Genomic DNA, 22,480 nt, shown 5'->3' on the forward strand with positions numbered 1-22,480 from the left:
TAGAAATGGCGCAAACCGCGACCTTCCAACCAAGCGAATGGGCCGGCCTGACGGTCGCCATCGGCGCGCATGTGGCGCTCGGTATCGCGCTCTATATCGCCGCGCAGACAGAGCCCGCGGCCATCTCCGTGCCCGATCGCATGGTGGTGAGCCTGGCAGAGGATGTCGCGCTGGAAAGCACCGCGCCGGACCCTTCCGCAGCGCCCGCCGCAGCCATTGCGCCGGTATTAGCGCCCGTTTCGGCCCCCGTGACGGAACCTGCGGTGCAGCCGGTGACAGAGCCCGTGCCGCGGCCGCAGCCGCAGCCTCCCCGTACCGCCACACGGCCCAACACCCGCAGCACACCGAAGCCGCGGAGTACGCCGGCTCGTTCGGCGCCCACTCCTGCGCCGCGCCCGACCCCATCGGCCCGCACTGGCGGCGGATCGCGGCTGGGCGCTGACTTCCTTCCCGGCGAGAGCGACGGGGATCGCAGCACCTCGCGCGGCACACCGGCCGCCACTTTCGGTCCGCGAGAGGCCGCATCGCTGAACGCGGCCATCGGTCGCCAGATCAAGCCGCACTGGTCCGCGCCGCAGGGGCCGGATGCTGAGAAGCTGGTCACCATCGTCCGCTTCCGGCTGGACAAGAACGGACGCTTGTCCGGCAACCCCAGCTGCGTCGACCAAAGCGGCGTGACCCCGTCCAATTCGGCCCAGTCCGATCTGCATTGCGAGCGCGCCATCCGCGCAGTCCGGCTCGCCGCCCCGTTCGACTTGCCCGAAGAATTTTACGACCAGTGGAAGCTGATCAATTCCCGTTTCGACAGAAGGCTCTGACCCATGATTGCCCGCTTACTCGCTATCTTCGCCCTTGCCTTTGCGCCGCTCCCGGCGCTTGCGCAGGAGGATGACGAAGGCGGCCTGAACGTCACCGTCACCGACGAGAACGCCTGGCAGGACCTTGGCATCGCCATCCCCGGCTTCGCCACGGACCGCGACCAGCCGACGCCCGCAAACGCCTCCGGCACTTCGGCGCTGGGCATGGAGCTGGGCCGCGTCGTCTTCAACGATCTGCGCAGCAACGGCCTGTTCCGCCCGGTGGGCCCTGACAGCCTGCCGCGCCCGTCCTTCCCGCAGATCACCGCACCGGCCTATGCGACGTGGCGCGGACGCTCGGCCGAGATGCTGGTGCAGGGCTATGTTCGCGCAAATCCGGACGGCACGCTGCTGGTCGGGTGCTATCTTTACGATGTGGCGCTTTCCGAAGAGCTGGCGCGCGACGGCTGGATCGTGGAGCCGGCCCAGTGGCGCCGCGCGGCGCACAAATGTGCCGACATGGTCTATTCGCGCCTGTCGGGCGAAGATCCATTCTTCGATTCCAAGATCGCCTATATCGCCGAGACCGGTCCCAAGGACGCCCGCGTGAAGCGGCTGGCCATCATGGACAGTGACGGGGCGAACCACCGCTTCATCACCAATGGCCAGTCCACCGCGCTCACGCCGCGGTATTCGCCCGACTATTCCAAGATCGTCTATCTCAGCTATTTGAACGGCAATCCGCGCATCTACATCTACGATGTCGGCAGCGGGCAGCAGACGCTGGTGACCCAGAGCAGCAATCCCACCTTCGCCCCGCGCTGGAGCCCGGATGGCCGCTGGATCCTCTATTCCATGGCCGTGGCAGGCAATACGGACGTGTACCGCGTGCGCGCCACCGGCGGGCAGAGCGAGCGGCTGACCGATGCGCCCGGCATCGATGTGGGCGGTTCTTATTCCCCCGATGGCAGCAAGATCGTGTTCGAGAGCGACCGGTCGGGCGAGCAGCAATGCTATGTGATGGATGCGAATGGCTCCAACCAGCGCCGGATCACCTTCTTCGGCGGGCGCTGCGCCACGCCGGAATGGAGCCCGCGCGGCGACCAGATCGCCTTCACGCATATCGTCGGCAATTTCCGCGTCGGGGTGATGAGCCCCAATGGCCGCGGCCTGAAGCACCTGACCGATGGCTGGCAGGACGAGGCACCAACCTGGAGCCCCAATGGCCGCATCGTCCAGTTCTTCCGCACGGAGCGCGGTTCCGGTGCGACATCCATCTGGCAGGTGGACCTCACCGGCCGCAACGAACGCCGCCTGCAGACCCCTGTGGGCGCATCGGATCCTAGTTGGGGACCGGTTCTGCCGTAAATGCATTGGTAGCATGGGGACCCCGCCCGTTTTGGGGGCTTAATTCAGGAGTGACCATCGACATGACCCGTAACGCTTTGATGCTCAGCGCCGCTGGCGCGCTCGCCCTGGCCGCCTGTTCGAAGAAGGCGCCGGAGCAGCTTCCCCCGCAGCCCACGCCCACGCCCACCGCTGTTGCCACCGCGACGCCGACGGTCACGGGCCCGGCACCGGGCACGCAGGGCCATTTCCAGCGCGCCATGCAGGGGCAGGACACGATCTATTTCGACACCGATCGCTACAATATCGACAGCCAGGACCAGGCGGCGCTGCGCAGCCAGGCGCAGTATTTCCTCGCCTATCCGCAGTCGCGCGTCACGGTGGAAGGCCATGCGGATGAGCGCGGCACGCGCGATTACAACCTCGCGTTGGGCGAACGGCGCGCAAATGCTACGAAGAACTTCCTGGTCGGGCTCGGCGTCGATGCAGGCCGCATCACCACCATCAGCTATGGCAAGGAACGCCCTGTGGCGACCGGCTCCGATGCGCAGGCCTGGGCGCGCAATCGCCGCGCCGTATCGGTGGTGATCAACTGATCAGTCGAAGGTGAAGGGCGCGTCCGGCATGTCCGGCGCGTTCACTTCGTAAAGGGGCGCGGCGAGGCCATTCGCTGCGCCCTTTTCGCTGCCGCCAAGGTGCGAAGGACCATAGGCGAGCGCAAACGCCGCCGTGGCAAACACGGAGAATGCGGCAGAAATGGCGAGTTGCTTGCTCATGGGGACTATGTCGGTCCTGATTTGCTACCTTGCAATGCACAATGGCCGAAACGACTTCCGGTTCCGACCAATTGCAATGCGATGGATGTTCGCGGGATTGACGGGGTTACGATGACGCCCGTGCCTCGCTATAGGCAGGCGGTGGTTAAGGTTTCCTGTTCCTGATGGCGCGTTCGGGGCGCTCGGTCGATTGGGGTTTTCCCCGCTGGCGCGGCTATGAGGCCGGACGCGAGGCTGCGACCGTGCGCCTGTGCGATCGCCACGGCTGCGAAGAGCGCGGCGACTGCCCTGCTCCCAAGAGCCCGAACAACCCTGACCGGTGGTATTTCTGCCAGAAGCACGCGGCGGAATACAACAAGGGCTGGGACTACTTCGAAGGCCTGGACAAGGAAGAGGCCGAGAAGCGCGCCAAGGCAGAGAAGGCCGAGAACGCCAGCTATGCCGAAAGCGCGCATTACGGCTGGGCAGGCAGCGGCGATGGCAGCCGCAGCGCCGACGAGATGCGCGCGCTGGATGTCCTAGAGCTGGAAGCGGACGCGGATTTCGACGCCATCAAGAAAGCCTATCGCCAGCGCGCGAAGCTGGTGCACCCGGACGTGAAGCCAGGCGATGCGGAAGCTGCCGCCGAGTTCCAGAAGCTGCAGGTGTCCTACGAAGTGCTGAAAGCCGCCGAAGAACGGCGCGAGTGGAAAGGCTGACAAGCCAGCCACTTGCAAGCCGCTCCGCTCTCGGATTACCTTGGCGGAAGGGATAGACGGCTTGGGGTTCGCAGACATGATTGGCAGGATATTCACAGCGGCGGCGTGCGCGCTGGCGGCGTTCGGTTTCGGGGCATCGCAGGCGCTGGCGCAGGAGGCTATCGCCCTGCCTTCCACCACCAAGTGGAAGATGGATTACGCGGAAAGCCACTGCGACCTGACGCGGCAATTCTCGGATGGCGAGAACACCGTCACGCTCAGCCTCAGCTCCTATGAACCGGGCGGCAGCTTCGCGATGGTGCTGTTCGTGGAGGCACCCGGGCTGCGTTTCAAGCATGGCGAAGCCGATGTGACGATGGGCGCGCTGGAGGTGCCGGAGAGCGAGTTCTACTTCGCGAGGTCGGGCCGCGAGACGATCCTGATCTTCAAGGACGAGTACAGTTTTGCCGCCGCTGCGCCGGTGGGCGAGACTATCCTGCGCCCCGGTTCGGCGCCGATGGAGGCCGCGCGCAAGGCCGAGTCCATCGCGCTCGGCGGCCTGCTGCGTGAACCGGTGGCGCTGCAGACCGGCAGCCTGGCGCCTGCGATGAAGGCGCTGCAGCAGTGCACGGCCAACCTCGTTGCGTATTGGGGCCTCGATGCGGAGCTGATCGGGAAGCTCACCCGCTATCCCAAGGCCCTGCGCGACGGGAACGAGATGCTGTTCCGCGCCGACTTCCCGGTCATGGCGGCAAGCCGGCGGAGCGGGGCGATCGTGCGCGTCAGGGTGCTGGTGGACGAGACCGGCGCAGCGACCGATTGCCTCGTCCAGATCAGCACCGGTTCCGAACCCTTCGACCGCGCGACCTGTGAAGGCATCATGCGGCGCGGCCGGTTCAGCCCGGCGCTCGACAGCCAGGGCAATCCCGTGCCGTGGTACTGGACCACGCGGGTGACCTGGACGTCCGACTTGCCCGGTAACGAGCAGATGTAGCGAGGGCGCGCAGCCCTCGCTCACCATCCGCGCCGCGCGGCCTGCGTCTAGACCGCTTTCAGCGCCTGCTCGAAGTCGGCGATCAGGTCGTCGGCATCCTCGATGCCGATGCTGATGCGCACCAGCTCGTCCGAGATGCCCAGTTCCGTCCGGCGGCCTTCGGGCACGGAGAGGTGCGTCATGCTGGCCGGGTGACTGGCGAGCGTCTCGGTGCCGCCCAGGCTCACCGCCAGCTTCGCCACCTTCAGCGCGTCAAGGAAGCGGAAGCAGGCCTCCTCACCGCCCTTGATGAAGACGGAGAAGGTGCTGCCTGCACCCAGGCAGTGCCGGTCGTAGATGTCCTGCTGGCGCGCGTCCTTGATGTGGCCCAGATAGCCCAGGCCATTGACCTTGGGGTGGTCCTTCAGGAAGTCGCAGACCTTCGCCGCGTTCTCGCCCGCGCGCTGCATGCGCAGTTCCACGGTTTCCAGCGACCGCATCAGCATCCACGCCGTGTTCGGGTCCGCGATGCCGCCCATCGTGTTGCGCAGCGCACGGACCGGGTCCATCCACTTCTTGGCGCCCGCGATGGAGCCGGCGACGAGGTCCGAATGGCCGCCGACATACTTGGTCAGCGAGTAGACGACGATGTCCGCGCCGTGGTCCAGCGGGCGCTGCCACAGGGGCCCCAGGAACGTGTTGTCGATGGCGATGGGGCAGGACCAGTCGAGTGCCGCGTCGCGGGCTTCCTTTACCATTTCGATATCGACCAGCGCATTGGTCGGGTTGCCCGGGCTTTCGAGGTAGATCATGGCGACCTTGCCGCCGTTCTCGCTCGCCTTGGCCTTGGCCTGTTCCAGCACGCCGTCGAAGGTCTCGCGGTCCGCGCCTGCGGGGAAGGCGATGTAGTTCACACCGAACTTGCTCAGCACCTTGGCGACGAAGCCTTCGGAGGCGGCGTAGAGCGGGCCGGAATGGACGATCACGTCGCCCTGGCTGCACATGGCCAGCATCAGCACGCAGATGGCGGTCATGCCGCTGGAGAAGCACAGCGCGTCCTCCGCCCCGTCCCAGATGGCGAGCCGGTCTTCCAGGATCTCCTGGTTCGGGCCGTTGAAGCGCGAGTACACGAGGCCCTCGGCCCCGCCTTCGCGGATGCCGGTCAGGCCTTCGAAGTGCCGTTTGCCCGCCGCCGCATTCTCGAATGCGAAGGTGGAGGTGAGGAAGATGGGTGCCTTCAGGCTGCCTTCGGACAGGGCGGGATCATAGCCGTGACCCATCATCAGCGTGGCAGGCTTCAGCTGGCGGCCGCCGATCGTGGTCGCCTCCGGCTTGGGCTTGCGGCGCGGGGTGGGCTTGCCCTGGGCATTGTCGGGAGTGTGAGGTGCGTCGGTCATCGGGCGTCCTTCCTGAACTTGGCGCCCCCAGGAAGGCGGGAGCTGGTCTGACGGCCTGCGGGCGGCCCGCCCCTAACCTCCTCAGGGGCGCATCTCCCGATGCCGAAACTGGTTTCACGCGCAAGTACTTGGGGGACGGGGCGAAGGCAAGCGGCGGCTGCGGGCGAGGGCGCGCCGTTCAGCTTCCGGGGCGCGAAGCTGAAAGGTGTTACAGGTGTTACAGTGTTCAGGGGGAGAAAAGTGGCGGCGGAATCGGGGTGTATGTGCAGGAAGTGAGGAGGGAGCGGGTTGGTCATGTGCAGTGGCTTGCGCTAGGTCTATTCGAGTAGGAAACACTTGATATGACGATGGCAATTGCTGGATTGAATCATCTCACTTTGGCCGTGTCTGACTCGGACCGGTCCATTTCATTCTATCGTGACATTCTCGGCTTTCACCAAAGAGCCGTTTCGGATGAGAGCGCTTATTTTGAAGCGGGTAGCCTCTGGCTTTGCCTGTCGCTCGACGAAAAAATGACTGATACCCGCGATGCGACTTACAGCCACGTCGCGTTCGATGTGCCGGAAGACTATTTCGCTGCGATGAGCGAAACGCTCGCAGCGTGTACGAATGCCTGGCAAGACAATTCCAGCGAAGGTGCATCGCACTACTTTCTCGATCCCGACGGTCACAAACTTGAAATCCATGTCGGCTCCCTGGCGTCGAGGCTCCAGCATCACCGGCAAAATCCTGCGAAAGGCGTGCGGGTGTTCGATGACTGACATCTATCTTGTTCGTCATGGACAGACCGAGTGGAATGCTTCTGGTCGGTTCCAGGGTCAACTCGACTCATCGTTGACAGAACTCGGGATCCTGCAGGCAAGAATGATTGGCTACCACTTATCTCGGCTCGATGTCGAGTTCGACAGGGTATTGGTGAGTCCGCTGGGTCGTTGCCAGCAGACTGTTTCCGAAATCCGGAAATGCGGAGTTTTTCCGGAACCGGAGCCGGATGAATGCTTGGCCGAAGTTTCGCTTGGGTCGTGGGACGGACTGACCAATTTCGATATCGTTAACCAGTCACCCGATCTGCTTGAAGGAACGTCGGCGTTCGATTGGTATTTTCGGTCTCCCGACGGCGAGAGCTACGAAGCAGCATATGCACGTGCTTCGAAATGGCTTGATAAACAGTCGGGTACTGTCCTCGCAGTGTCCCATGGCCTGGTCGGTCGACTCATTCGGGGAGCCTATCTAGGACTGACGCAGGTGGAGACGCTCTCGCTTCCCGTCCCTCAGGACATCGTCTGGCATCTGTCCAATGGCGAAATCGGCGCGATGACCGTGGTTTGACATTGGGTGCAGCCTTGGGAGCCACCGTCTTGGTGGACTTATATCACCGCCGCCACACCCCACACTGCCCCCACAATCAGTCCCACCCCCGCCAGGTCCAGCAGGAACCCTGCGCCGACCATGCGGCCAATTGCGATGCGTCCCGTGGCCCAGGCGATGGCGTTAGGGCCGGTGCCGGCGGGGAGCATGAAGCCCCAGCTTGCGGCCAGCGCGGCGGGCATGGCGAGCAGGATCGGGTCCGCGCCCAGCGCCACCACCAGCGCGCCGACCACGGGGATGATGCCCGTCGCAGTCGCAACATTGCTGGCGAATTCGGTGACGAGGATCACCAGCGCCACCAGTGCCAGCGCCACCAGCCATAGCGGTGCGCTCGCCAGCGGGAGGAGGGCCTGGCCCAGCCAGTCGGCAAGGCCGCTCGCGCCCATGCCTGCGGCCAGCGCCAGCCCGCCGCCGAACATCATGATGACGCCCCATGGCGCACGGTCCGCCTCCGGCCAGGTGAGCAGCTTGCGGCCCGTCCCGTCCGGCAGCAGGAACAGCGCGAGGCCCGCCGCGACCGCAATGGTCCCGTCCGTCAGCGAGCCTTCGGGCACGAAGGGCAGCAGCAGCGGGCGGAAGGTCCAGAGCGCAAAGGTGATCGCGATGACGGGTAGCAGACGCCGCTCCGCACTGGACCATGGCCGGTGATCGTCGATCGCCGCGCGGGCTGCCGCCACATCGAACGGATGCGCCGCCACGCGCTGCACCTTGGCGATGATGAAGGCGGCGAGGGGGATGCCCACAATCACGACTGGCAGGCCGTAAGCCATCCACTCGGTGAAGCTGATGCGCGTGCCGGTGATCTCGTCGATCAGGCCCACGGCGATGGCGTTGGTCGGGCTGCCCACCAGCGTGCCGAGCCCGCCGATGCTGGCGGCAAAGGCGATGCCCATGGGGAGGGCGCCTGATAAACCGTCCCTGCTTCCTTCTCGGTCATCGCGATCGGCATCGCCGCGCGGCGATCCATCTCCGGCGGTTCCGGCTTGAGATGCCGGTTGATGGATTGCCGCGGCGCCTGCGGCTCCTCGCAATGACGGGGAGGAGGTCTCGCCGCCCGCCAAAACCGCCAGCGCCATGGGCATCATGATCAGGCTGGTCGAGGTGTTGGAAATGATCATCGAGAGCAGCGCTGCGCTCACCATGAAGGCCAGCAACAGCCGCGCCTGTCCGCCGCTGCTGCCGATGGTCTTCAGGATGGCGAGCGACAGGCGGCGGTGCAGGCCTGTCCGCTCGATGGCCAGCGCCAGGAATGCGCCGCCAAGGATCAGGAACAGGATGGGCGAGTAGTAAGCGCTCGCCGTGGCCTTGGCGTCCATCACGCCCGCCAGCGGCAGGACCAGGAAGGGCATCAGCGCGGTGGCCGTCAGCGGTATTGCCTCGGTCATCCACCACGCCGCCATAAGGAGGACCAGCCCCGCCACCAGCCACGCCGCATCGGGCATGCCCGCGGGCGCAGGCAGGATCGCCGTGACAGCCAGCGCCAGCACGCCTGCCCAGAAACCGATCCGCTTTGCCGTCATCGTGCCCCCTCGCAAGCGGCGCTTGCCGCCGTTCCCCGCGCGCCATATGGCGGGCGCATGGACTGGAAGGCAAGCGCGAAGGCGGCGGCAAAGGCGGTGCTTTACGGTGCGCTGGCCGGGGCGGCGCTGCCGCTCATGATCACGATCTTCATCGGCGCGCTGATCTACACGGTGCTACTAGGCCTTGCATCCAGCACGGGCGGGGGAGCGCTCGTCGTCGGCTTCTTCGCCATGGTCGCCGGGGTCGTTATTGCGCAGACGTGGTGGAGTTCAGCGCGCCGTGACAAGGTGGAGCAGGGAAGCGAACGGATCGCCGAGGTCTTTTCCTGACCTCTCAACCGCCGAACAGGCGGCGTAGGGGCGATGGCTTTTGCGGCGGCGTCTCGCCGGTCGCGCGGAACAGGTTGTGCGCCAGCTGCACGGCCTGTTGCTGCGTCAGGAGCAGCGCCTGGCTATGCGCCGCCTCGCTGTCATCGGAGCCGCTGCTGCGGGTTTGCAGCGTCAGCATCAGCGTCTCGCCCAGTGGACGCGCTTCCCAGCCCACCAAGGCGCCGTGATCGGGAATGGTGTTATCCGGCTGTGCCATAAGGCGGGTCTGCTTTGCCGCGTATCTGCAGGCAAGGGCGCTGCGCGGACCATCCCGCCGGGGGACAGGTGGCGCATACGAAAAGCCCGGCCGATCCGCGAAGGGATGGCCGGGCCTGTTGTAGCGCCCTGCTGTTCGCGCACGGTCAGTCCCGAAAATCGAGCGGCGCGGCGGCGCCGCCGGACAGGTGCGGTGCGGGCGGTTTTGGCGGATCGGCTGGCATGCCGCTGCCGGGCGGCGGTGTGTCCTTACCGTCGCCGCGCTTCGATGGGCGCTGTCGCTTCCCCCCGATGCGTGAAGCAAAGCCGGCGAAGCGCGTCAGCCACTCCGCCGTCTCGCGTTTCCTGCCTAGGTTGAATAGAGGCCTGCGGAAGTGCCGCGGCCCGCTCATTTGGGTGCCAGCACCATCAGCATCTGGCGGCCTTCGAGGCGCGGGAAGGCTTCCACCTTCGCGATTTCCTCTGTGTCGTCCTGCACGCGGCGCAGCAGGTCCATACCCAGGTTCTGGTGCGCCATTTCGCGCCCGCGGAACCGCAGGGTGACCTTCACCTTGTCGCCGTTTTCGATGAACTTGTTCACGTTGCGCATCTTCACGTCGTAATCGTGCGTGTCGATGTTCGGGCGCATCTTGACCTCTTTGATGTCCTGGGTCTTCTGCGTCTTGCGGGCAGCGTTGGCCTTCTTCTGCGCTTCGTAGCGGTACTTGCCGACATCGAGGAACTTGCACACGGGCGGGTCCGCATTGGGGGACACCTCGACCAGGTTGAGGCCCAGCTCGTTGGCCTGCTCGGTCGCTTCCTTCGTGTACATGACGCCAAGGTTCTCACCCTGGTCGTCGATTACGCGGACTTTGTTCGATTGGATCATCTGATCGTAGCGCGGGCCGCTTTTCACGGGCATTTGCATGCTGCGCCGGGGTGGACGGGCTATGGGGTATTCTCCTTGATTCTGCCAAAAGTGCGGGGTGCGATATAGGGCGGCACAGGGGGAATTGCTAGCTAGTTTCCTGCGGTGTGGGACGGTGGTTGTCCATGCGCGACCTGTCGGTCGCTCGGATGTGTGGTGGCTCGGATGATTGTTTGTCTCATGCGCCCACCTCCGTGGGCGCGTCCTCGGTGCTGTTCCCTCCGCTTTGCTGCGGGGCACCTGCGGGCGGGCGGTCGCCCTTGCGGACCGCTGGTCGCGGACCGGGCTGGAGCTTTGCAAGTTATCTCATCCGGAGTCAGGACTAAGCTAATTTCCAAGCTCTAGTCCGGTTCGCCGACGGACGAACCGCAAGCGCGACCGCGCGCCGGCCGGTTAGGCCGTAGCCAAGCGGGCCGGACGGCCTGCGCCCGGCGCTTGAGGGCGCAAACAAATTACGCAGCTCTCCGCCACAAGGGAAACCGCGCGAGCCGCTCCTTCGTCGGCACCACCGCGTCGATCTCGTCCGCCGGTTGCAGCGCTTTCAGGATCGCGGGGTCGCCTGCGTTCATTCCGCCAGTCAATGCTCCGAAGGCGGGCAGAATCATGCGGCCGCAGGTCTGGTTCTCGCCGTGGCTCACCACCGCGCAGGGGCGGCGGATGTGGCGGCGGTGGATCGTCAGCTGGACGCGCGGGTGGTAATGGCCGGAGAGTTCGGGGCGCGTTTCGCCCTTCTGCGCGCGGTGCCGCAGGATCATGCCGTTCACCTCGACCTCTTCCGCCAGTTCGCCGCCATTGGCCGCTTCCATGTGCGGATCGTGGTTGCCGGTGATCCACACCCAGTCCACCGCGCGGGTCAGCGCCGCCAGCATGCCCGCGGCGTGCGGTTCCAGCCGGGTGCTGCCGCTGGAATCGTGGAAATTGTCGCCCAGCGTATAGACCCGCCGCGCGCCCGTCTCGCGAATGGCATTTGCCACCCGCTCCAGCGTTTCGCGGCTGTCGTAGGGCGGCACGAATTGCCCGTGGCGCGCAAAGAAGCTCGCCTTTTCAAGGTGAAGGTCCGCCACCAGCAATGCCCGTTCGCGCGGCCAGTAGACCGCATTCGAGCGCGTGAGGACGAATTCCTCCCCGCAGAAGGGCAGTGTGAACGAAACGGGAACCATGCGCGCCACTTGCCCCAGTCCGCTGCCCTTGGCAAGGGGTGTCCCATGACCGACTGGACCCAGCAGACACAGCAAGCCCGCACCTGGTTCGAGAGCCTGCGCGACCGCATCTGTGCGGAGTTCGAGGCGATCGAGCGCGAGGCAGGATCGGACGCGGCCTTCGACTACATCGCGTGGGACCGCGACACGGACGTCGATCAGGCCGAGGCGGGCAGCCATGGCGGCGGCGGCGTTCGCGGGGTGATGAAGGGCAAGGTTTTCGAGAAGGTCGGCGTCAACGTCTCCACCGTGGAGGGCAAGTTCAGCCCGCAATTCGCCGCGCAGGTCAATGGCGCGAGCGAGGAGCTTCCCGAATTCACCGCCACCGGCATCAGCCTGGTCGCCCACATGGCCAATCCGCATGTGCCTGCCGTGCACATGAACTGCCGCTTCCTGACAACACAGGCCGCGTGGTTCGGCGGTGGGGCTGATCTGAACCCGCCGATCCCCTACGAGGATGACACGGCAGATTTCCACGCCGAGCTGCGCGGTGCCTGCGCGGCCCATAACCCGACCTATTACGACCGCTTCAGCAAATGGGCGGAAGAGTATTTCTACATCCCCCATCGCGGCGTGCACCGGGGCGTGGGCGGGATATTCTACGACCACCTGGAATGCGAAAACGAGACGGATTTCGAGCGCCACTTCGCCTTCACCCGCGATGTGGGCGAGGCCTTCCTCAGCGCCTTCCCCAAGATCGTGCGCCGCCGCATGGAGGCGGGCTGGACCGAAGCGGACAAGGCCACGCAGCTCGAATGGCGCGGGCGCTATGCCGAATTCAACCTGGTATACGACCGCGGCACGCTGTTCGGCCTGAAGACCGGCGGAAATATCGACGCGATCCTGATGAGCCTTCCGCCCGAGGCGACTTGGTCGTGAGTGACGATCATCGCCTAAAGTTTCGACGATGGCTCGCGCCTGCCGGCTACGCGATTTTCTGGGGCAGCCTGATAGGTGGACTTATAACTTGGCACGTCGTCATGGCCGACACTGACGCACTTGCGGATTCGCGGGACTATGGCCTTCTTCTTTTCGGCGGGCTGTATTGGGCCCTCATCGGACTGCCTTTTGTGGCGATCGGGGTATGCGCGCTCGGGGTACCTAGTGCTTTGCTCTTTAGAAAGTGGGCGCAATCCAGATGGCTTGCCTTGCTGGGGCTAATCCTCGGCGCGGCAGTCGGCGCCGTCTCGATTTCATTTCTTATGGGCGGCGGCCCACCTTTTTTCCAAGCAAGCATTGGATACGACCGCCTCTATCAGCAGATTGCTTTGACTGGAGCGACTTTCGGAGGCGCTGCCGGCCTTGCTTCGTGGTATTTTCTCCGCGAGCCTACCGCTCGCCAGCGATTGGACTGATACATTCAGGGGCTGGCAAGTCCGGCCAATCCATGTAGTTTCGCCTGAAATCTGACCTCCCGACCATCCGGAGCTTTCCATGCGTTTTCTCGCCCCCGTATTCGCAGCCGCCCTCGTGCTGGTGCTTTCTGCCTGCAACGCCCAGATCCCGGGGCAGGAGAGCGAGCGGATGGGCATCGCGCCGCTGCTGACCAGCGAGCAGGCCTTTGACGACCAGACCTTTGCCCAGCCGCAGGTGGCGCGTGTGACGCATGTGGACCTGGACCTGGCGATGGACTTCGATGCCAAGACCATCGGCGGCACGGCCACGCTGGACGTGCTGGCGGCGGACGATGCGACCGAAATCGTGCTCGACTCCAACGGATTGCAGATCGCCTCCATCGCGGATGAAGCAGGCAATGCGCTGGAATACGAGATGGGCGAGATGGAGGAAGGCAAGGGCGCGCCGCTGACGGTGCAGCTGCCCGCCACGAAGCTGGAACGCCCGGCCGACCTGCCGGAAGGCGAGCTGGCCAATACGCATCGCATCGTGGTCACTTACACCAGCGCGCCCGATGCCGAGGCGCTGCAATGGCTGAGCCCCGAGCAGACCGCTGGCGGCGAGCATCCCTTCGTCTTCAGCCAGGGCCAGGCGATCAACAACCGCACATGGATCCCCACGCAGGACAGCCCCGGCATCCGCCAGACCTGGGAAGCCACCGTCACCGCGCCCGAACCGCTCAACATAGTGATGAGCGGCGTGGTCGAAGGCGATCCGGAAGCCGCCGGCGAGGGCCGCCGCGCCTTCACCTTCGTGATGGACAAGCCTGTCCCGCCGTACCTGATCGCAATCGCCGCAGGTAACATCGAATTCGCCGAGCTCGGCCCGCGCTCCGGCGTCTGGGCGGAGCCGGAGGTTCTCGAAGCTGCCGCCGAGGAGGTTGGCGACACCGAGGAAATGATCGACGCGGGCGAGAAGCTGTTCGGCGAATATCGCTGGGGCCGCTACGACATGATCGTGCTGCCGCCCGCCTTCCCTTACGGCGGCATGGAAAACCCGGTGATGACCTTCCTCACCCCCACCTTCATCGCCGGCGATCGTTCGAACAACGGCCTGATCGCGCATGAGCTGGCGCATAGCTGGTCGGGCAACCTCACCACCTATTCCAGCTGGCGCGATGGCTGGCTGAACGAAGGCGTCACCAGCTACATCGAGAGCCGCATCACGGAAGAGGTCTATGGCAAGGCGCGGGCAGAGCAGGAATATGCGCTGAGCTATGCCAGCCTGGCCGAAGGGATCGAGCAGGCTGGGGCAGACAATCCCAACACCGCCATGCGCACGCCCGATGAAATCAGCCCCTTCGATACGCAGGGCGTGGCGATTTACGACAAGGGCACGGTGTTCCTGAAGACGGTAGAGAACATCGTCGGGCGCGAGAAGTTCGATGCCTGGCTGACCAGCTGGTTCGACCGTCACGCCTTCCAGCCCGTCACCTCCGAAATGATGCTGGCCGACATGCGCGAGAACCTGGTGCAGGGCGACGAGGAGCTGGAAGAGCGCCTGATGCTGGACGAATGGGTCTATGGCACCGGCCTGCCGGAAAACGCCTGGAAGCCGAGCGCGGAGGCCTTTGCCGCCGTGGACAGCGCAGCCGCGGCCTATGCCGCCGACGGCACGCTGCCGGGCGCCGATGCGTGGAGCAAGTGGACCGCCGCCGAACAGCGCCGCTTCCTGGAAGAGCTGCCCGAAGAGCTGACGGCAGAACAGCTTGCCGCGCTCGACAGCACGCTGGGCCTGTCCAAGACCGGCAATAACGAAGTGCTGTTCCTGTGGCTGGAGGCTGCGCTGCGCAACGAATACCAGCCCGCCGTGCCGCAGGCTGAAGCCTTCCTGGGCCGCGTTGGCCGCAACAAGTTCGTCGCGCCGCTGTTCGCCGCGCTGAACGGCACGGACTGGGGCAAGCCGATTGCCCAGCGCATCTATGCCGATACGCGCGGTGGCTATCACGCCTATACCCGCAGCAATGTGGACGCGATGCTGGGGTATGAAGGCGAGGCGGAAGCAGCGGAAAGCTGAGGGGCAGGGCGTGCGCCGCTTGCGCCTTCTCGCGCTGAGCCTGCTGGCCGCACTCGCAGCGCCGCTGGCCAGCGCGCAGGATGCGGCGGATGACGTGCAAGTCGCCGCGCCCGCCGCGACACTGCTTGTCTACAGCCGCACCGGCGGGTGGCGGCACGATTCCATCGACGAGGCATGGGCTGCCATCGCCACCATCGCTCATGCACGCGGGTGGTCTGTCACATTTACGGAGGACCCGGCCTGGTTCGAGGCGGACGGGCTGGTGCAATTCGACGCGGTGATCTGGGCTCAGGCGAATGGCGACACGCTGTCGCCTTCTCAAAAGGCAGCGTTTCGCGCTTTTGTCGAAAATGGTGGCGGCTATGTGGGCCTGCATTCCGCTGGCGACGCGACGCATGTCTGGCCGTGGTATGCGCAGGAGCTGGTCGGGGCGCGCTTTATCGGGCATCCGCTTAATCCCGGCGTACGGTCCGGCACGATCGCCGTGGAAGATCGGGCGCACCCGGCCACCGCTCACCTACCCGCCCGCTGGCACCGCGTAGACGAATGGTATTCCTTCGACCGCAGCGTGCGCGGCAAGTTCCACGTCCTCGCCACTCTGGACGAGACAACGTATGTTCCGGGCACATGGAAAGATGGCGTGTCGCTGGTAATGGGTGAGGATCATCCCATCGCATGGGCGCGATGTCTGGCGCAGGGCCGGTCCTTCTACAGCGCGCTTGGTCACACCGAAGAAAGCTACGCAGAGCCTGCCATGCGCCAGCATATCGAGGGCGGCATATCCTGGGCAATGGGGGAGGGCGACTGCCCCGAGACCTGACAATTGCGCATGGCGTGGCAAATCCCATAGCGCGCTGCGATTTGCGATAGTAAACCCGCCGCGATGACAGCCCTTCGCGATCCCGTGCGGCTGATCCCGCTGCTGTTCCTCGGCTTCATTGCCGCAGGTACGCTGCTGCTGTGGCTGCCCATCGCGACGGCGGACGGGACGCAGGCGCCCTTCATCACCGCCCTGTTCACCAGCACCAGCGCGGTGGCGGTCACGGGCCTCATCACCGTGGACACGCCTACTTACTGGTCCATGTTCGGCCAGGTCACGATCATGATCCTGTTCCAGATCGGCGGCTTCGGCATCATGACGGCGGCGACGCTGTTCGGCCTGATGGCCGGACGCGGTTTCAGCCTGCGCGAGAAGATGGCGACGCAGGTGGAGCGGGACCGGCTGGCACTGGGCGATGCCGGATCGGTACTGAAAATGATCCTGCTGATCACTGTGGTGGTGGAAGCGATCGTGGCCGCCATCCTGACGGTCCGCTTCGCAACCCAGCACGGCATGGAATGGGGCACGGCCGCATGGCAGGGCCTGTTCCATTCGGTCAGCGCGTTCAACAATGCCGGCTTCTCCGTCAATTCGGACAGCCTGATGGGCTTCCAGAACGATCCGGTCGTGCTCGGCCCGGTGATGCTGGCGGTGATCCTGACCGCGCTCGGCTTCCCGGTCATGCAGGATTTGCGGCACAACCGCCTGCGCTGGCGCCGCTGGACGTTGCACAGCAAGATCACCGTGTCGGCCACGCTGGTATTGCTGGCTGCGGGCTTCCTGCTGATCCTGGCGCAGGAATGGCACAATCCCGACACACTCGGCCCGATGGGCGTGGGCGCAAAGGCGCTGAACGCCATGTTCCATTCGGTCATGCCGCGTACGGCCGGCTTCAACAGCCTGGATGTCGGCAGCTTCTATGACGAAACGCTGATGACCAATTACGCGCTGATGTTCATCGGCGGCGGCAGCGCGGGCACGGCAGGCGGCATCAAGGTGACCACCTTCGTGGTGCTGCTGGCCATCGTCTATTCCGAAATCCGCCGGCAGAAGGATGCCGCGCTGTTCGGCCGGCGCTTCGGCCACGGGATCGAACGGCAGGCGCTGACCGTGGCGGTGGCGGCATCCACGCTGATCATCGGCACGACCATGTACCTGTTGGCCATTACGCGCCTGCCCATGGAGGATGTGCTGTTCGAGGTCATCAGCGCCTTTTCCACCGTGGGCCTGTCCACCGGCATCACGGCAGACCTGCCGCCTGCCGGCCAGATCGCCATCATCATGCTGATGTTCGTGGGGCGGGTGGGAACCATCACCGTCGCCACGGCGCTTGCCCTTGGCGCACAGCGCCGTCCGTGGCGCTATCCAGAGGAGAATCCCATTGTCGGCTGACAAACGAAAGCCCGTCCTGGTCATCGGCCTCGGCCGCTTCGGCAGCGCCGTTGCCACCACGCTGGAGCGGATGGGCCACGAAGTGCTGGGCGCCGATGTGAGCGCGGAGCTCGTGCAGGGACATGCCGAAGGGCTGACGCAGGTGGTGGAGGCGGATTGCACCGACTTCACCTGCCTGCAGCGCCTGGGCGCGGCGGAGTTCGAGAGCGCCGTGGTGGGCATCGGCAGCGATATCGAAGCGAGCGTGCTGACCGTGCTGGCGCTCACCGACCTTGGCGTGCCCAACATCTGGGCCAAGGCGACGAACGAGAAGCACGGCCGCATACTGGAGCGGACCGGCGCGCATCACGTGGTCTATCCCGAAAGCCGCATGGGCGAGCGCGTCGCGCGGCTGCTGAATGAGCGGCTGATGGACTTCATCGACTTCGGCGACAATTACGGCATCGCCAAGCTTGCCGCGCCAGCCCCCGTGGTGGGCCTGCCGCTGATGACCAGCGATTGCCGCAAGAGATTCGACGTGACCGTGGTGGGCGTGAAGCGGGAAGGCGAAGATTTCATCCACGCCGTGCCCGACACGCTGATCCTGCCCGGCGACGTGCTGGTCATCTCCGGCCACATCGAACAGATCGAGGCCTTCGCCGCGATGGATTGAGCGCAAGCGGCGTGACAATCGCCTGACGCGATCACTGCGCCCACGCTTTTCGCGTTGCATTGCACCACCGTTTGCACAGATAGTGCGCCGCGATGCTGCGCCAGTATGAACTTATCGAACGGGTCAAGGCCTATGACCCGGACGCCGACGAGGCGATGCTGAACCGCGCCTATGTGTTCACGGTGCAGAAGCATGGCAGCCAGAAGCGCGCCAGCGGCGATCCGTATTTCAGCCATCCGATCGAGGTCGCGGGCCTGATGACGGATCTGAAGCTGGACCAGGAAACCATCGCCACCGCGCTGCTGCACGATACGGTGGAAGATACGCTCGCCACCATCCAGGATATCGAGGACAATTTCGGGCCGGACGTCGCGCGGCTGGTGGACGGCGTCACCAAGCTCAGCAAGATCGAGCAGATGCCGGAGAACGAGCGCGCGGCGGAAAACCTGCGCAAGTTCCTGCTCGCCATGTCCGAAGACCTGCGCGTGCTGCTGGTGAAGCTGGCGGACCGGCTGCACAACATGCGCACGCTGCATTTCATCAAGAACCCGGAAAAACGCCGCCGCATCGCGCGCGAGACGATGGATATCTACGCCCCGCTGGCGGAGCGGGTGGGCATGTATGAATATATGCGCGAAATGCAGTCGCTTGCCTTCGAGCAGCTGGAGCCGGAAGGCTATGCCACGCTGACCAAGCGGCTGGAGCAGATCCGCGAGCAGGACGGCGGGCAGGTTGATGCCATCGCGCTGACCATCAAGCACGCGCTGGCCGATACGGGCCTGCAGGTGGAGGTTTCGGGGCGCGAGAAGCAGCCTTTCTCCATCTGGCGCAAGATGGCCGAGCGGCACGTCTCCTTCGAGCAGATCACGGACATCTTCGCCTTCCGCGTCATCTGCGAGAGCGAGGCCGACTGCTACGCTGCGCTGGGCGTGCTGCATACGGTGTGGCAGTTCATTCCCGGGCGCTTCAAGGATTACATCTCCACGCCCAAGAACAATGGCTATCGCTCCATCCACACCAGCCTGATCTACGAAAACTCCATGCGCGTGGAGGTGCAGATCCGCACGCGCGACATGCACCGGCTGAACGAATTCGGGCTGGCCGCGCATTGGGCGTACAAGCAGGTGGACCGGCCCGATGGCCAGGTCGGCTGGCTGCGCGACCTGATCGAGATCGTCGATGCCAGCCACGATGCGGAAGAGCTGCTGGAGCATACCCGAATGGCGGTCTACCAGGACCGCATATTCGCCTTCACGCCTAAGGGTGCGCTGTTCCAGCTGCCCAAGGGTGCGACGCCGGTGGACTTCGCCTTTGCCGTGCATACGGACCTTGGCGCGCAGACCGTGGGCGCGAAGATCAACGGCCGCCACGTGCCGCTGCGCACCGTGCTTGACAATGGCGATGTGGTGGAGATCATCAAGGGGCCGGACGCCGCGCCGCAGCTGAGCTGGCTGGGCTTCGTCGCCACCGGCAAGGCGCGCGCCAGCATTCGCCGCGCCGTGCGCCTGAAGGAACGCGACGAGGTGGCCGAGATCGGCCGCATGCTATTCGACGATATCTCCGCTCGCCTGCCCGCGAAGATCGGCAAGAAGGCGCTGCGCGATGCGGTGAAACGGCTGGAAATGGAGGACGAGGAAGAGCTGATGTTCGCCATCGGCGCGGCCAAGGTTTCCGACCGCGAAGTGATGGAGGCGCTGGTCCCCGGCTCCACCGCCGACATGCCGGAGCTTCCCAAGCAGGAACAGGCGATTTCGATCCGCGGGCTGACGCCGGGCATGGGCTTCAGCCTGGCGGAATGCTGCCACCCGCTGCCGGGCGACCGGATCGTGGGCGTCCGCAAGCCGGGCGAGGGGGTGCAGGTGCACGCCATCGACTGCTTCGAACTGGCGAGCGGCATCGATGCGGACTGGGTGGACCTGTCATGGGGCGAACGCAGCCAGGGCGCGACCAGCCGCCTGCGCGTGGTGCTGCATAACCGCCCGGGCACGCTGGCGGAAATGGCCGGTATCTTCGCCAGCAGCCACGCCAATGTCACGCATCTGGAGCTGACCCAGCGCGACGACCCGTTCCACACGTACGAGCTGGACCTGGAAGTGCAGGACCTCGCGCACCTCACCCGCATCCTCTCCGCCCTGCGCGCCAGCGACGCGGTGTCGCAGGCGGACCGGGCCTGAGGCTACCGGGCAGCGCGAGCCCGCCTATACGAGCGTGAGGTGGACCGTCATCTCATCGCCGGCGGCCACGCCTTCGGCCGTGCGCACCGACTTCTTTACCGGCAGCAAATAGCCCGCGTGCTCCTTGCTGGGGAATAGCGAGGTCTGCCACTCGCTGGCCCCGCACCGCGCACGCACTTTCACCGATCCGGAGCCGCGGGCCCTGCCCAGTTCCAGCCGCCGTTGCGCTTCATGCGCCGCGACCTGATGCGCCCCGTCGCCGTCCACGGTGAGGAAATGCCAGCTCCCGCCAGCTTCCGCCTGCCAGCGCCAGAGCGGCCCTGTCTGCGTCAGCGTCTCGCTCATCCAGCGGTGCGGCGGATGGGGACTTGGATGTTGCACAGGTCCACGCCGCCTGCGGGCTGGATGTAGAAACTGTCCGTGCGGTTGGCGCGCACGCTCACATATTTGCCGAAGGTTTCGCTGGCGGTGTCGAGATATTCGAAATCGTAGAGGCCGGCTTCAAGCTCGTCGCCCATGCGGACCCATTCGATGGGAGTGTGCGGCTCGCCCTCGGCATAGACGCCGGCTCCGCCGCTGCCGCGTGGCAGCATGGCGAGATGTTCCACCCCCTCGATCACCCGGCCAACCACCGCGATGTTGCGGTCGAGCTGGCGCGGGCCGTGGCCGATGACGGCGTAGAGCTCGGCGCCTGTCCCGGTATTGGGCGTCAGGTCGCGCGCCACGCCCACGCTGGCATAGCAGTGGACGGGCCAGGCGGTGCGCCCGCCTTCGTCATCCAGGCCCACCGGCCAGCCATCGACGAAGCCGGTGATGCTGTAGCTGTCGATATACGGATTGATGACGATCTCCGCGCGGCGCGGGCCGTTATCGGAAGGCACCATCACATAGTCGCGCACGCCTTCGGGATCGCGGATCGTGGCGGTCACGTAATCGCTTTCCGGCACCACGGTGAGCGTATCGGGCAGGGGCTTGGCCAGCGCCTTGTCATCCTCGCCGTCGCCCCATTGCGCCACCCAGTTATCGACCACGCGGTACACGCTCGTCCCGTCCCAGAAGCGGGCGGCGGCAAGGCTGCGGATGTTCTGCGTCCAGCCCGCGCTGAAGGGTTCGGGCAGCAGCTGGATCACCACTTCGCGCCGCGATCCGTCGGGCGCATCGGACAGCCGCATGACCAGCAGGTCCGCCGGGTCGATGGCGCGCCATTCCTCTGCCGTCGCCTCGGCGATCACGCTGTTTGGCGTGGGCGGTTCCGGCGCGTCCTGCGCGGCAATCGGGGCGCAGATGGCAAGGGACAGGGCGGAGGCCGCAGCGGCGGCGAGCAGGCGTTTCGTCATGGCCACGCATCCTGACAGGCAGGCGCGGCGTTGCAAGGGCATTCCGCCCTTATCCGCCCCTAACCAGCCATATCCTCCAGCGCGTGCATGTCCTCGTCCGACAGGCCGAAGTGATGGCCGATCTCGTGCACCAGCACATGGTGAACCAGATGCTCCAGCGTCACGTCGCCGCGCTCGGCCCATTCCAGCAGGATGGGGATGCGGTAGAGGAAGACACGGTCCGGCATGGCGCCGGAATGCTCGACGCTCTTTTCGGTCATGGCAATGCCGGAATAGAGGCCCGAAAGCTCATAGGCGCTTTCCAGCTCCAGCTCGGCCAGCACATCCTCTTCCGCGAAGTCCTGCACCTGCGTGACGATGTCGCCCAGATGCGCGGCAAATTGCGGAGGCAGGGCGGCCAGCGCGGCGTCTGCCATGGCCTGCATCTGCGCCAGCGAGGGCGCGGTTCCGAACGGCTGTCTCATGCCGGGCGAAATAGCAGCGCCGCGGTCTCTTGCGAAGGGCGCAAAGGGCGGCTAGGGGCACGCCTCTGCCAAGTCAGGCATGCGGAGCGGTGGCCGAGTGGTCGAAGGCGCACGCCTGGAAAGTGTGTATACGGTAACCCCGTATCGTGGGTTCGAATCCCACCCGCTCCGCCATTTCCCAACCCGATTGGGAGAAGTTGATTTGACCACTCCAGATATCCGGCGAAAGCTCGCGGTCCTGCGGATGTGGGCGCGCGTGCTGGCCATGCATGGCGCGGTTCGCCTGGTCGGGCTGGCGCGGGTGCAGGGCTGGATCGGCGCCCCGGAAGGGACCGGCGGGAATGATGCGCTGCGCGAGTCCCGCCGCATTGCCAGCCATGTCCATGCCATAGAGCGCCGCATGCCGCGCTTGCTTGCGGGGAACTGCCTCTCGCGCTCGCTTGCCCTGTCGCGGACGCTGGTGCGGGCTGGCATCCCGCACGAACTGGTCATCGGGGCGGCGCCGGAAGGTGAACCATTCGCGGCCCATGCCTGGGTGGAGCATGACGGCATACCGCTGAACGAGGCGGGCGATGTGGGGCATCGGTTTCGCCGCATGGGGTGACCGCCCCGGGGATGGTGTCAAGGCCCGCCTGCCCATATCCGGCGGGCGTGGTATAGGCGCCCCACGCAACGCAATATGAC

At 65.4% G+C, this 22,480-nt stretch carries 25 protein-coding genes and 1 tRNA gene; 17 read left to right on the forward strand and 9 right to left on the reverse strand.

The genetic code is table 11. The features are described 5' to 3' along the window. The first annotated feature begins 5 nt into the window (after positions 1-5). From A6F65_RS04875 to pal, 3 genes are all read left to right on the forward strand, one after another. Positions 6-818, forward strand: a complete 813-nt coding sequence (locus tag A6F65_RS04875; RefSeq protein WP_067786449.1) for a cell envelope integrity TolA family protein — start codon at positions 6-8, stop codon at positions 816-818. Positions 819-821: 3 nt separating this feature from the next. Next, the gene (tolB, locus tag A6F65_RS04880; protein WP_067786451.1) at positions 822-2,165 is read left to right on the forward strand and encodes a Tol-Pal system beta propeller repeat protein TolB; all 1,344 of its coding nucleotides are present in this window, start codon (positions 822-824) and stop codon (positions 2,163-2,165) included. 62 nt (positions 2,166-2,227) lie between these two features. Beyond that, on the forward strand, positions 2,228-2,740 hold the full coding sequence (gene pal, locus A6F65_RS04885; protein WP_237164888.1) for a peptidoglycan-associated lipoprotein Pal: 513 nt from the start codon (positions 2,228-2,230) through the stop codon (positions 2,738-2,740). Here the strand turns inward: pal and A6F65_RS04890 are convergent, their stop codons facing one another. After that, entirely contained in the window at positions 2,741-2,920 is a 180-nt protein-coding gene (locus tag A6F65_RS04890) for a hypothetical protein (protein WP_067786455.1), read from the reverse strand. Between the two features lie 164 nt (positions 2,921-3,084). Between A6F65_RS04890 and A6F65_RS04895 the strand changes: the two genes are divergently transcribed. After that, a complete protein-coding gene (locus A6F65_RS04895) occupies positions 3,085-3,618 on the forward strand; it encodes a J domain-containing protein (RefSeq protein WP_067786457.1) in 534 nt (177 codons plus the stop codon). 76 nt (positions 3,619-3,694) lie between these two features. Next, a complete protein-coding gene (locus A6F65_RS04900; protein ID WP_067786459.1) occupies positions 3,695-4,591 on the forward strand; it encodes a TonB family protein in 897 nt (298 codons plus the stop codon). A 47-nt stretch (positions 4,592-4,638) separates the two neighbouring features. On the opposite strand, the gene A6F65_RS04905 is transcribed toward A6F65_RS04900, so the two are convergent. Continuing rightward, a complete protein-coding gene (locus tag A6F65_RS04905; protein WP_067786461.1) occupies positions 4,639-5,967 on the reverse strand; it encodes a cystathionine gamma-synthase family protein in 1,329 nt (442 codons plus the stop codon). A 347-nt stretch (positions 5,968-6,314) separates the two neighbouring features. Between A6F65_RS04905 and A6F65_RS04910 the strand changes: the two genes are divergently transcribed. Together A6F65_RS04910 and A6F65_RS04915 are read left to right on the forward strand one after the other, a co-directional pair. Then, positions 6,315-6,728, forward strand: coding sequence for a VOC family protein (locus tag A6F65_RS04910; RefSeq protein ID WP_067790081.1), 414 nt, complete (start codon positions 6,315-6,317; stop codon positions 6,726-6,728). After that, the gene (locus tag A6F65_RS04915; RefSeq protein ID WP_067786463.1) at positions 6,721-7,296 is read left to right on the forward strand and encodes a histidine phosphatase family protein; all 576 of its coding nucleotides are present in this window, start codon (positions 6,721-6,723) and stop codon (positions 7,294-7,296) included. Before A6F65_RS04910 ends, A6F65_RS04915 begins: the two co-directional genes overlap by 8 nt. 38 nt (positions 7,297-7,334) lie before the next feature. Here A6F65_RS04915 and A6F65_RS04920 read toward each other — a convergent pair whose 3' ends face one another. Beyond that, entirely contained in the window at positions 7,335-8,855 is a 1,521-nt protein-coding gene (locus tag A6F65_RS04920) for an SLC13 family permease (RefSeq protein WP_067786465.1), read from the reverse strand. 57 nt (positions 8,856-8,912) lie between these two features. On the opposite strand from A6F65_RS04920, the gene A6F65_RS04925 reads away from it, so the two are divergent. Then, entirely contained in the window at positions 8,913-9,185 is a 273-nt protein-coding gene (locus A6F65_RS04925; RefSeq protein WP_067786467.1) for a hypothetical protein, read from the forward strand. 4 nt (positions 9,186-9,189) lie between these two features. Here the strand turns inward: A6F65_RS04925 and A6F65_RS04930 are convergent, their stop codons facing one another. The 3 genes from A6F65_RS04930 to pdeM form a co-directional block, all read right to left on the reverse strand. After that, positions 9,190-9,441, reverse strand: a complete 252-nt coding sequence (locus A6F65_RS04930; protein WP_067786469.1) for a hypothetical protein — start codon at positions 9,439-9,441, stop codon at positions 9,190-9,192. A gap of 387 nt (positions 9,442-9,828) precedes the next feature. Beyond that, a complete protein-coding gene (infC, locus tag A6F65_RS04935; RefSeq protein ID WP_083989236.1) occupies positions 9,829-10,347 on the reverse strand; it encodes a translation initiation factor IF-3 in 519 nt (172 codons plus the stop codon). A gap of 452 nt (positions 10,348-10,799) precedes the next feature. Further along, positions 10,800-11,507 (reverse strand): ligase-associated DNA damage response endonuclease PdeM, encoded by a 708-nt coding sequence (gene pdeM / locus A6F65_RS04940; protein ID WP_067786471.1) that lies wholly within the window; start codon positions 11,505-11,507, stop codon positions 10,800-10,802. A gap of 45 nt (positions 11,508-11,552) precedes the next feature. Between pdeM and hemF the strand changes: the two genes are divergently transcribed. The 7 genes from hemF to A6F65_RS04975 all read left to right on the forward strand — a co-directional run bounded on the left by hemF (position 11,553) and on the right by A6F65_RS04975 (position 19,995). Next, positions 11,553-12,425 (forward strand): oxygen-dependent coproporphyrinogen oxidase, encoded by an 873-nt coding sequence (hemF, locus tag A6F65_RS04945; RefSeq protein WP_067786473.1) that lies wholly within the window; start codon positions 11,553-11,555, stop codon positions 12,423-12,425. Between the two features lie 101 nt (positions 12,426-12,526). Then, positions 12,527-12,901, forward strand: coding sequence for a hypothetical protein (locus A6F65_RS04950; RefSeq protein WP_067786475.1), 375 nt, complete (start codon positions 12,527-12,529; stop codon positions 12,899-12,901). A gap of 79 nt (positions 12,902-12,980) precedes the next feature. Then, complete coding sequence (locus A6F65_RS04955) at positions 12,981-14,957, forward strand: M1 family metallopeptidase (protein WP_067786477.1); 1,977 nt, start codon at positions 12,981-12,983, stop codon at positions 14,955-14,957. Between the two features lie 10 nt (positions 14,958-14,967). Continuing rightward, positions 14,968-15,777 carry a ThuA domain-containing protein gene (locus tag A6F65_RS04960; protein WP_169817005.1) on the forward strand — a complete coding sequence of 270 codons (810 nt, stop codon included), beginning with the start codon at positions 14,968-14,970 and terminating at the stop codon, positions 15,775-15,777. A gap of 63 nt (positions 15,778-15,840) precedes the next feature. Continuing rightward, positions 15,841-17,169 carry a TrkH family potassium uptake protein gene (locus A6F65_RS04965; protein WP_067786479.1) on the forward strand — a complete coding sequence of 443 codons (1,329 nt, stop codon included), beginning with the start codon at positions 15,841-15,843 and terminating at the stop codon, positions 17,167-17,169. Beyond that, a complete protein-coding gene (locus tag A6F65_RS04970) occupies positions 17,159-17,821 on the forward strand; it encodes a potassium channel family protein (protein WP_067786481.1) in 663 nt (220 codons plus the stop codon). Before A6F65_RS04965 ends, A6F65_RS04970 begins: the two co-directional genes overlap by 11 nt. A 92-nt stretch (positions 17,822-17,913) precedes the next feature. Further along, positions 17,914-19,995 (forward strand): RelA/SpoT family protein, encoded by a 2,082-nt coding sequence (locus A6F65_RS04975; protein WP_067786483.1) that lies wholly within the window; start codon positions 17,914-17,916, stop codon positions 19,993-19,995. 24 nt (positions 19,996-20,019) lie between these two features. Here A6F65_RS04975 and A6F65_RS04980 read toward each other — a convergent pair whose 3' ends face one another. The 3 genes from A6F65_RS04980 to A6F65_RS04990 are packed head-to-tail and all read right to left on the reverse strand — an operon-like array spanning position 20,020 to position 21,796. Further along, positions 20,020-20,340, reverse strand: a complete 321-nt coding sequence (locus A6F65_RS04980) for a DUF1905 domain-containing protein (RefSeq protein WP_067786485.1) — start codon at positions 20,338-20,340, stop codon at positions 20,020-20,022. Continuing rightward, a complete protein-coding gene (locus tag A6F65_RS04985) occupies positions 20,337-21,332 on the reverse strand; it encodes a peptidylprolyl isomerase (protein WP_067790089.1) in 996 nt (331 codons plus the stop codon). Before A6F65_RS04985 ends, A6F65_RS04980 begins: the two co-directional genes overlap by 4 nt. A 59-nt stretch (positions 21,333-21,391) precedes the next feature. Further along, positions 21,392-21,796, reverse strand: a complete 405-nt coding sequence (locus A6F65_RS04990; protein WP_067786487.1) for a metallopeptidase family protein — start codon at positions 21,794-21,796, stop codon at positions 21,392-21,394. A gap of 83 nt (positions 21,797-21,879) precedes the next feature. On the opposite strand from A6F65_RS04990, the gene A6F65_RS04995 reads away from it, so the two are divergent. Both A6F65_RS04995 and A6F65_RS05000 read left to right on the forward strand, forming a co-directional pair. Then, positions 21,880-21,970: transfer RNA gene (locus A6F65_RS04995), tRNA-Ser, on the forward strand. Positions 21,971-21,998: 28 nt separating this feature from the next. Continuing rightward, positions 21,999-22,400 (forward strand): lasso peptide biosynthesis B2 protein, encoded by a 402-nt coding sequence (locus tag A6F65_RS05000; RefSeq protein ID WP_157093060.1) that lies wholly within the window; start codon positions 21,999-22,001, stop codon positions 22,398-22,400. Positions 22,401-22,480: the final 80 nt, after the last annotated feature.

The organism is Paraurantiacibacter namhicola, from assembly GCF_001687545.1.
Taxonomy (GTDB): Bacteria; Pseudomonadota; Alphaproteobacteria; order Sphingomonadales; family Sphingomonadaceae; genus Paraurantiacibacter; species Paraurantiacibacter namhicola.